The 8,982-nt window shown below is 45.3% G+C and carries 8 protein-coding genes and 1 pseudogene; 3 read left to right on the top strand and 6 right to left on the bottom strand.

What is annotated here, in order from left to right; genetic code table 11:
• Window positions 1-541 (bottom strand): annotated as a pseudogene (locus tag RMO84_RS14090) (DUF3120 domain-containing protein); the annotation flags it as partial.
• 469 nt (window positions 542-1,010) lie between these two features.
• Here RMO84_RS14090 and lnt point away from each other — a divergent pair.
• Entirely contained in the window at window positions 1,011-2,591 is a 1,581-nt protein-coding gene (gene lnt, locus RMO84_RS14095; protein ID WP_310489083.1) for an apolipoprotein N-acyltransferase, read from the top strand.
• A gap of 330 nt (window positions 2,592-2,921) precedes the next feature.
• Window positions 2,922-3,500, top strand: a complete 579-nt coding sequence (locus RMO84_RS14100; protein ID WP_310489084.1) for an SGNH/GDSL hydrolase family protein — start codon at window positions 2,922-2,924, stop codon at window positions 3,498-3,500.
• Between the two features lie 34 nt (window positions 3,501-3,534).
• Here RMO84_RS14100 and purU read toward each other — a convergent pair whose 3' ends face one another.
• Window positions 3,535-4,392, bottom strand: coding sequence for a formyltetrahydrofolate deformylase (gene purU, locus RMO84_RS14105; protein WP_310489085.1), 858 nt, complete (start codon window positions 4,390-4,392; stop codon window positions 3,535-3,537).
• A gap of 206 nt (window positions 4,393-4,598) precedes the next feature.
• Here purU and RMO84_RS14110 point away from each other — a divergent pair, with 206 nt between their 5' ends.
• Window positions 4,599-4,934, top strand: a complete 336-nt coding sequence (locus tag RMO84_RS14110) for a XisI protein (RefSeq protein ID WP_310489086.1) — start codon at window positions 4,599-4,601, stop codon at window positions 4,932-4,934.
• Window positions 4,935-5,148: 214 nt separating this feature from the next.
• Here RMO84_RS14110 and lysS read toward each other — a convergent pair whose 3' ends face one another.
• The 4 genes from lysS to purQ form a co-directional block, all read right to left on the bottom strand.
• Window positions 5,149-6,705 carry a lysine--tRNA ligase gene (gene lysS, locus RMO84_RS14115; protein ID WP_310489087.1) on the bottom strand — a complete coding sequence of 519 codons (1,557 nt, stop codon included), beginning with the start codon at window positions 6,703-6,705 and terminating at the stop codon, window positions 5,149-5,151.
• 90 nt (window positions 6,706-6,795) lie between these two features.
• The gene (locus RMO84_RS14120; protein ID WP_310489088.1) at window positions 6,796-7,092 is read right to left on the bottom strand and encodes a Mo-dependent nitrogenase C-terminal domain-containing protein; all 297 of its coding nucleotides are present in this window, start codon (window positions 7,090-7,092) and stop codon (window positions 6,796-6,798) included.
• Window positions 7,093-7,639: 547 nt separating this feature from the next.
• Window positions 7,640-8,056, bottom strand: coding sequence for a YraN family protein (locus RMO84_RS14125; protein WP_310489089.1), 417 nt, complete (start codon window positions 8,054-8,056; stop codon window positions 7,640-7,642).
• A 281-nt stretch (window positions 8,057-8,337) separates the two neighbouring features.
• The coding region (gene purQ / locus RMO84_RS14130; protein ID WP_310489090.1) for a phosphoribosylformylglycinamidine synthase subunit PurQ at window positions 8,338-8,982 on the bottom strand (645 nt) is incomplete at its 5' end.

Here is an 8,982-nt window from a genome sequence, read left to right on the forward strand (position 1 = left end):
GCTGTGCCCCAAGGCGTGCGAACTTGGGCGATCGCTTGCTGTAGATAGGCATTGCTAGAGCTGGCTCGACCTGCATCACTTGTCGCCAGTAGTCCATCAAGCCAACTTGATAAAAATATAAATCGGTAATCGCCGTGCCGAGGAGGGAACCCAGGTAGAATAAAGCACCAACTTTACCAAACCCGCGCCATAGTGCCCAGATCGCAAAGGGCACACCGATCGATTCGATCGGCAAATGGATAGCTGGATCCCATCGAAACCAGCCCCAATAGATTGCTCCAGCCAACCAACTCCAGCTAAATCCCAGGATCAGATCGCCCCACATTTTGCTGTGGCGACGTTGCACTAGAATTGCTCCCAAGCACACCCAGAAAATCGTCATTACCACGCTCAGCACTGGGTAATGCCGCACTAGCGGTGCTTCAATAAAGACCGGAACAGATACTAAAAATGCTGCTGCTGCAAAGACGCTCCAAGTCCCCTGGAGTGGCCATCGCCACGTACCGTCGATTTCGCTGGATTTATAGCTGGAGTTAAGCAAAGTAATGTAGAAATTAGTGACTTAATGTTTATTTATATAAAGATATTATATGAGCTATATTGCTGTGAATCAAGGCAGCAACACCTAGATGGTACGGGCTTCAACACTGATGCGACCGATAATTCACTCATAGTGATTATGAGAAGCTGCTCGATCAGGCATTAATATTTGTTACGCAGAGCCGCGATCGGTGAGAAAATACCTTTACTTAATTACCCTTAATTAAATAATCCTAAAGAATTTGACGATCGTCAGCAGTTCGATATCGATTCCCGCCGTTTGGCTTGGGTACAATGGCGATCCCCTGACATCGCGATCCCGCAAGTTTCCCTCTGGCAGCTATTCCTGACAGTGTATCGATAGGATATCTGTTGTCGGTTAGCTATTGATATCGCGACAATCGCCGCCATCGTCGATCGTTAGCAAAGTTGATTCGTGCTATTAAACTCTCACCGAGATCCAGATCCTCATGTTTCTAACCCTGCAAAAATCGCTCGCAAAATTCACTGACAACCGCTTAGAAATCGCGATGGCGTTGGGCAGTGGTATGTTGATGGGGCTAACTTTTGCCCCAGTCGAAGCTTGGTATTTGGCTTGGATTGCCTTGGCACCGCTGTGGTATCTAATGTGTCACAAGTCCGGTTCGCAGCGGTTGGTGTCTGCATTCTGTTGGGGGATTGGCTGCTATGGATTGGGACTGAGTTGGCTATTTGGGATTCATCCGATGACTTGGATGGGGGTTTCTTATGTGGCGAGTTTAGCAATTGCGATTTTTTGTGTGACTTTTGTCACGTTGTGGGGAGCGAGTTTAGTTATCCTCTGGTCGATCGGGATGAGATTTATTAATTCTAAACCACAGCTAAATCCATTTATTCGCGTGTTGTTGGGCACGGTAATCTGGTGTGGGTTAGAAGAATTATATAGCCTCACCGATTTGTGGTGGACATCGCTGGCTATGTCCCAAAGTCCGCACAATTTAGATATTCTGCACCTCGGACAATTATCGGGGCCAACGACGGTGACTGGCGCGATTGTCTGTGTTAATGGTTTGCTTGCAGAAGCTTATTTGGCATTCGATCGCCATCGAGATCGCGATAAAGTGAGTAACAGAATCAGTCAGGCTTTACCTTATGTAACTACCGCCGTTGGATTGCTAATTTTGTTCGATTTGATTGGATCTAATTTAGCCGATCGACCGTTAGTTAATTCGATCGAATCGAGTCTCAAATTAGGAGTTATTCAAGGTAATATCGGTAATGAAGTCAGGCATTACCAGTCTGGATACGATCTAGCAATGGATCGCTATACTAGCGGCTATCGAGATCTAGCAGCACAGGGCGCGGTAGCAATAGTGACACCAGAAACAGCTCTGCCTTACACCGAAAGCCAAATTAAACGTACGCCATTTTATCGGGAGATATTAGCCCAAAAAGTGCCAGTATTTCTCGGTGGATTTGGTGAAATTGGCAAGAAGATGGCTAATAGTATCTTGACGATCGATGGTGAAGGTAAAGTAATTAGCCGTTACGATAAATCAAAACTAGTACCATTAGGTGAATATGTACCCTTCGCCCAATACATCGGTAAACTTGTGAGCACGATCTCGCCATTCGAGTTAAATTTATTAGCTGGTAACTTCGACCAGATCGTTAATACACCATTTGGTGATTTTATTTTTGGCATCTGTTATGATTCCGCCTATCCCGAAATTTTTCGCCGCCAAGCGCAGACAGGATCGTTAATTATTACGGCATCTAATGATGCACATTATAGTAGTGGAATGCCACCGCAACATCATGCTCTCAATGTGATGCGGGCGATCGAAACCGATCGCTGGATGGTAAGTGCGAGTAATACTGGTTATTCAACATTTATCGATCCCCACGGGCGCACTCAATGGAGTTCTCAACTGAATGAATTTACCGCTCATGCCGATCGAGTTTATCGTCGCACCACTCAAACTGTCTACGTGCGATTTGGTAATTGGTTGACACCGCTATTACTGGCGATCGGGTTACTCCTATTTATCAAGCAACCATCTGTAAGCTAAAATTTGACAATAAGCGATCGAGATCGATCGGCACTGCGATCCTGCTAAATTCATGCTTTTGTAATTGTCGATCGTTTATTTTTAAGTTAACTCCTCGCGATATCATTCAACTTATAGCTAGTGCCGGAGGATAAAAACTTGAAAAACTTTCATCTGCTCTTTATTTTACTAGGATTAGGATTACTAGTCTCTTCGGTTTGTGTTAACTTTCTACTTTATAATCGAGTCATAAAATATTACTCCGAGCTTAATCAAACTCGTTTAGATCCTGTCGGCTTAAACTATTATCCAGCAAACTCTACAGCAGTTGCTAAAACTGCTCGATCCCGAGTGGTATTCTTTGGTGACTCCAGAGCTGCTAATTGGACACCACCAAAAATAGACCGCTATGAATTTATTAATAGGGGAATTTCATCTCAGACATCAGTTCAGACGATCGAGCGATTTCCAGCTCATGTCCGATCTCTAAAACCCGATCTTGTAATCGTTCAAGTTGGTGTCAACGATCTCAAAACTATTGCCTTGTTTCCAGAACGCAAGCAAGCGATAATCGCCAATTGCCAAGCAAATATTAAACGAATTATTGAAGAATCTCGAAAGATAGGTGCAGTAGTAATGGTGACTACTATTTTTCCTGCTGGTGAAGTACCATTAGAACGCAAGCTTTTATGGTCGGATGAGATCGGGCTAGCAATTAAAGAAGTGAATACCTACATCGAGACATTAGCTGATGACAAAACGATCGTCTTTGATACTTACGCTCTACTTGCCGATCGTCACGGGCTGATGTTGCCACAGTATCGATCTGATGAATTGCACTTCAACCAACAGGCATATACAATTCTCAACCAAGAGTTATCTCGACAACTTGCTAAGATCGATCGATTAATCTACAATCCTGTAAAATAGCAGAGCTTAAAGAAAGCTTGTTTGGCTAGTTTATTTATTCAAACACCACAGTTTTATTCCCATAAACCAACACCCGATTTTGAAGATGGTGACGCACCGCCCTCGCCAGGACGATCCGTTCGAGATCTTTGCCTTTCCTAATCAAATCGTCTACATCATCGCGGTGGGTAACTCTGACTACATCCTGCTCGATAATCGGCCCTGCATCTAGCTCAGAAGTCACATAATGACCCGTCGCCCCAATAATCTTCACCCCGCGTTCGTAAGCCTTATGATAGGGATTGGCACCGACAAAAGCGGGGAGAAAGGAGTGGTGAATATTGATAATATTGTGACTGGGGAAAGCATCGATAAATTCAGGGCTAATAATTTGCATATACTTAGCCAAAATCACCAAATCGATTTGATACTCTTTAAGTAACTCTAGTTGCCGTTGTTGCTGCTCTTGTTTATTATCTTTAGTAATTGGCAAGTAATAATAATCAATCCCAAATTGCTTGGCGATCGATTCGAGATCGGGATGATTGCTAATAATTAACGGGATTTCTGCCGAAAATTCGCCTGCCTGCTGTCGCCAAATCAGATCGAGTAAGCAGTGATTTTGACGACTCACCCAAATCGCCAAGCGTGGGATCGTATCGGAAAACCGAATTTGATAAGTACCGCCTAGAGGTTGTGCGATCGCCCCAAAAGCTGGATCGATCAGTTCGCGAGGTAGATTGAATCCTTCAACATCCCACTCGATCCGCGTTAGAAATAATCCGGCATTAAAATCGGTATGATGATCGGCATGGATGATGTTACCGCCGTTAGAATAAATAAAGTTAGCAACTTTGGCAACTAAGCCCCTTCGATCGGGACAAGAAAATAATAATGTAGCTGTCGGTTTCATCCTAATGATTATTTACTATTAAAATAGATATCATAGATCGATCTCTTATAAATAAAGATTTATAATAAAAAGCATTCGGAGCGGCACAGCCAAGATGGTAACTATTCCTGCCTGGGTTATACTCACCTTCGAGGGGTGAAGGTTGGCTCGATCGATCTGGTTCTCGTAATTATAGTCTATAGTCAGATAAACCAGGAGATTGCATCATGGATAGACCAGATTTCTATCGCAAGTGTTTGCAAGAATTTCTCAACAACTATTCAAGCTATGGAAGTAAGCACCTAGATATCGAAACACAGCTAATTTTTGATACTGTCAACGAGCGATATCTACTATTCCGCACTGGGTGGGATAATCAGAGACGGATTCATAACTGCATTTTTCACTTTGATATTAAAGGAGATAAAATCTGGATTCAGGAAAATAATACTGATATTGAAGTGGACAAGGCGTTAGAAGAGATGGGGATATCTAAAAAAGAAATTGTAGTGGGTTTTCACCATCCTTCTATGCGTGAATACTCAGAATATGCTGTTTCATAAATTATTATCTCAATTCAGCAGAATCTGAATGATAGACATTGCCTCAAGCGTGTGTTAAGTTCATGTAATAAGTGGATTACGTCATTATTCGCAAATAAGAAAATGATGGTGCGTTACCCTTATGCTAAAGCAGACGCTCCGCGTTGGCGTTCGCGAAGCGTCTCGAAGAGAAGCCTGCGCTTTGCGCTTACGGGATAACACACCCTACCTTGATTTAATCGTCTCCAGATTGTTCGGTTGGTTCTGGTTTCAGCAGTGGGAAAGCGATCGCATCGCGAATACTGGCACAATCGCATAACAGCATCACCAATCGATCGATCCCGATCCCCAATCCGCCTGTGGGTGGCATCCCATATTCGAGAGCGGTGAGGAAGTCTTCATCGACATCGTGGGCTTCGTTATCGCCTTCAGCTTTGCGGGCGGCTTGAGCTTCTAATCTTTCCCGTTGATCGACGGGATCGGTTAACTCCGAGAAACTATTGGCGAGTTCGCGCCCGACGACGAATAGTTCAAACCGCTCGACGATCCCTGGTTTCGATCGATGGGGTTTGGCGAGAGGTGAGATTTCGGTGGGATAATCGATGACAAAGGTGGGCTGAATTAGGGTTGCTTCACACTTTTGCTCGAATACCTCATTCAAGAGTTTTCCAAGTGTTTTAATGTCATCACAGCCACCAATGCCAGCATTTTTGATGGCAGCTTGAGCCGTCTCTAGAGTATCAAAACTACTAAAGTTTAAACCAGTGACTTCTTTGACGATATCGTGCATCGTCACCCGCCGCCAGGGAGTCCCCAGGCTAATCGGTGTGCCCTGATAACTAATCTCCAATGTGCCCAGCACAGACTGAGCGACAGTGGTAATCATCTCTTCTGTGAGTTTCATCATCCCTTCATAGTCAGCATAGGCTTGATATACCTCGATACTGGTAAATTCGGGATTATGGCGCGTCGAGACGCCCTCATTGCGGAAGATTCGCCCCAATTCAAATACCTTTTCAAAGCCCCCGACAATTAATCGTTTCAGGTGCAACTCGGTGGCAACCCGCAGGTACAGCGGCATTTCCAGGGTATTGTGGTAGGTATTAAACGGACGCGCATCTGCACCGCCTGCTTCCGACTGCAAGACTGGTGTTTCGATCTCGATAAAGTCAATATTTTCGAGATAGCGGCGAATTCCCGACGTAATTAGCGCGCGTTTTCTAAAGGTATCGCGGACGGTGGGATTGACGATCGTATCGACGTAACGTTGGCGATAGCGTTTGGCGACGTCGGTTAAACCATGCCATTTATCGGGTAATGGTAGGAGCGACTTAGTAAGAATCGAATACTCGTTGACAAGAACTGACAATTCACCTTTGTCAGCACGTTTGATAGTGCCTTTGACACCGATAATGTCCCCGACATCGCTTAACTGTTTGAAATGACTGAAAGCATCGGGAATTGCTGGCATCCCCTCGTCGATCTGTTGCTTGTTGAGATAGAGCTGAATCGTCCCCGTCTCATCTTGAATGCTAAAAAAAGCCAACTTGCCCATTACTCGCCGTGCCATAATGCGTCCGGCGATCGAGACTGGGGTATCTACTTCCGCACCATTAGCTAAATCTGCGTACTCTAGTTGTAAGGCAGCAGCTTGGTGGGTAGATACCCAGTTGTACGCGTAGGGATTCATCCCTAATTCGCGGAGTTTGTCGGCTTTAACCAGGCGCGTCGCCCGAATTTCGGCTAATGTCGAATGTGGTTCTGGCTGTTGTGGCGACTGTTGCTTGGACATATAACGATCGAGTCTTGAGCTGGACTCTCTATTCTACGTTAATCCCGATCGATATTCCCTGTCTTTACTTGCTATCCACCATCCACTAATTTAGCAATATTGGCTGATATCTTCACCGCATTCATCGGCGAGATAACACATTGCCTTGAACCGGAGCATCACAACTTCTTCATAGAGGGGGTTGAGTTTGCACATCGGTGGAATATGCAAGAGCGTGCGTCCGAACAAATTGAGATCGCGCTCGAAGGGACATTGGGAAGGGATCAGTTTACACAGGTTGTGAGCTAATCGGGGATTAGAAATTTTAAGATTTTCCAACCAGTTACGCAGCGGCTTGAGCGGATCGAACTTCGGTAAGTGCAGAGAGTTGATGGTTTCCTGTGACATTATTCTAGTTGCTAGCAAACGAGCCAGCTTTGATAGATTAGAACCCATAATATGCGATGTATTAATGGTACCCTTGGCGATAACTATTATGACGTTGCTCCTTAATGGAATGTTCATCTAAAGACAAACTACAGACATTAACGAGCAGTTTCCGGAGAGAACGGTCAGACTTTACAGTAGATCGGTCATCAGCCTCAATTTCCCAACTTGTTTGGTACCTAGAGATTTACGGACTAGTTGCATCATGTCTTAGTTAGGACTGAGCCAACAACTGTAAATCTACTGAAATATCATAACGCACTTATTCTTTCTCTCAGCATATTTTCGATCTGTTTTTTTGGTATCGATCGACACAATTTTACCTAGTGAATTTGCTAATTATTAAAAAATTACGATCCCCAACTAGTTTACCTCCAAACTCATCTGTTTTAGCCTGTCTATTATCTCATTGGAGAGATTTTCAGCGGCTGTTTGAGGCCAATGTTGGTATAACATCTTTATTAGCAAATTGCCAACGATCTCCGCGCAGGTAGAACAAAACTTTAGGCTAGGTACCGTCGAAAGCACTAGTCAGATAGTCGAGTAATAACAGGTGCTTGCCACTAGTGAGATCGGTCAAAACATGTAATGGCGTACCGAAGATCTCGCGGTTAATCGGCTGATGGCGCACGATCGCCACATCGAAACGGCAGGGATATTCAGCTAGATGGGGATGTTTGAGGAGAAATAACTCAGCAGATCGGACGATCGTGGCTTGTTTCTGAGGAGTGATTGCCAAGAGTCCATCGGCATCCCAATTCGATCGATTGCGGGTTTTAACTTCGATAAATAGAAGGATATTAGATTCGGTCGCGATGAGGTCGATTTCGCCTCTTTGCCATCGCCAGCGATGATGCAAGATTTTTCCACCCCGATCTGTGAGCCACTGGGCGACGACTTCTTCTCCTTGTTTGCCAGTGTCCATCTAGGGGTAGGGGGTAGGGGTAGAGGGTGTGAATAGTGGATAGTGGATAGGGCTGGATGACGATAACCTATAGGGGCGGTGCCTCGTGCCCGCCCGACACCAATTACGAGTAAATCCCAAGATCTCTACATGCGCAGATTTATTGTTATCGATCGTGGTTGGTGAGGGTACCCACGAGCGATGTGCGCACGCCTTTGTTTCCCGACGGTTTAGCACATCAAGACAGGGGCACCCCTACATAGATTTATTAATAGGCGCGGATTTGGAAATTTCCAGATCGATTAAATCAGACTTTTGAATAAATGGATGCCGTCGGCTTTGCCGAGGAGGGGATCGGCGGCGCGTTCGGGGTGGGGCATCATGCCGATCACGTTTTTGGTTTCGTTGCAGATGCCGGCGATGTTATTTAATGAGCCGTTGGGATTGGTGCCAGCGTAGCGAAATAAAACTTGCCCGTTGGACTCTAATCGATCGAGTGTAGCGGGATCGGCATGATAGCAGCCTTCTCCATGGGCGATCGGGAGTTCGATCTGGGTGGTGGTAGTATAACCTTGAGTCCAGATGGAATCGGTATTTTCGACCTGGATGGGTACCCTGTCACAGATAAAGTGCAGATCGCGATTGCGGACTAGTGCCCCAGGCAATAATCCAGCTTCAGTCAACACCTGAAACCCATTGCAAATACCTAAAACATATTTACCCTGCTGGGCATGGGCGATGACTTGTTTCATAACCGGCGAAAATTTGGCGATCGCACCACAGCGCAGGTAGTCGCCATAACTAAAGCCACCCGGAATCACGACGACATCGACATCGTGTAAATCAGTTTCTTCATGCCAGATCGTACGCGTAGGTTGTCCGAGCAGATCGCGGGTGACGTACACCACATCGCGATCGCAGTTGGAACCAGGGAAGACAATTATGCC

This window comes from Chamaesiphon sp. VAR_69_metabat_338 (genome assembly GCF_031423935.1).
In the GTDB taxonomy this organism is placed as follows: domain Bacteria; phylum Cyanobacteriota; class Cyanobacteriia; order Cyanobacteriales; family Chamaesiphonaceae; genus Chamaesiphon.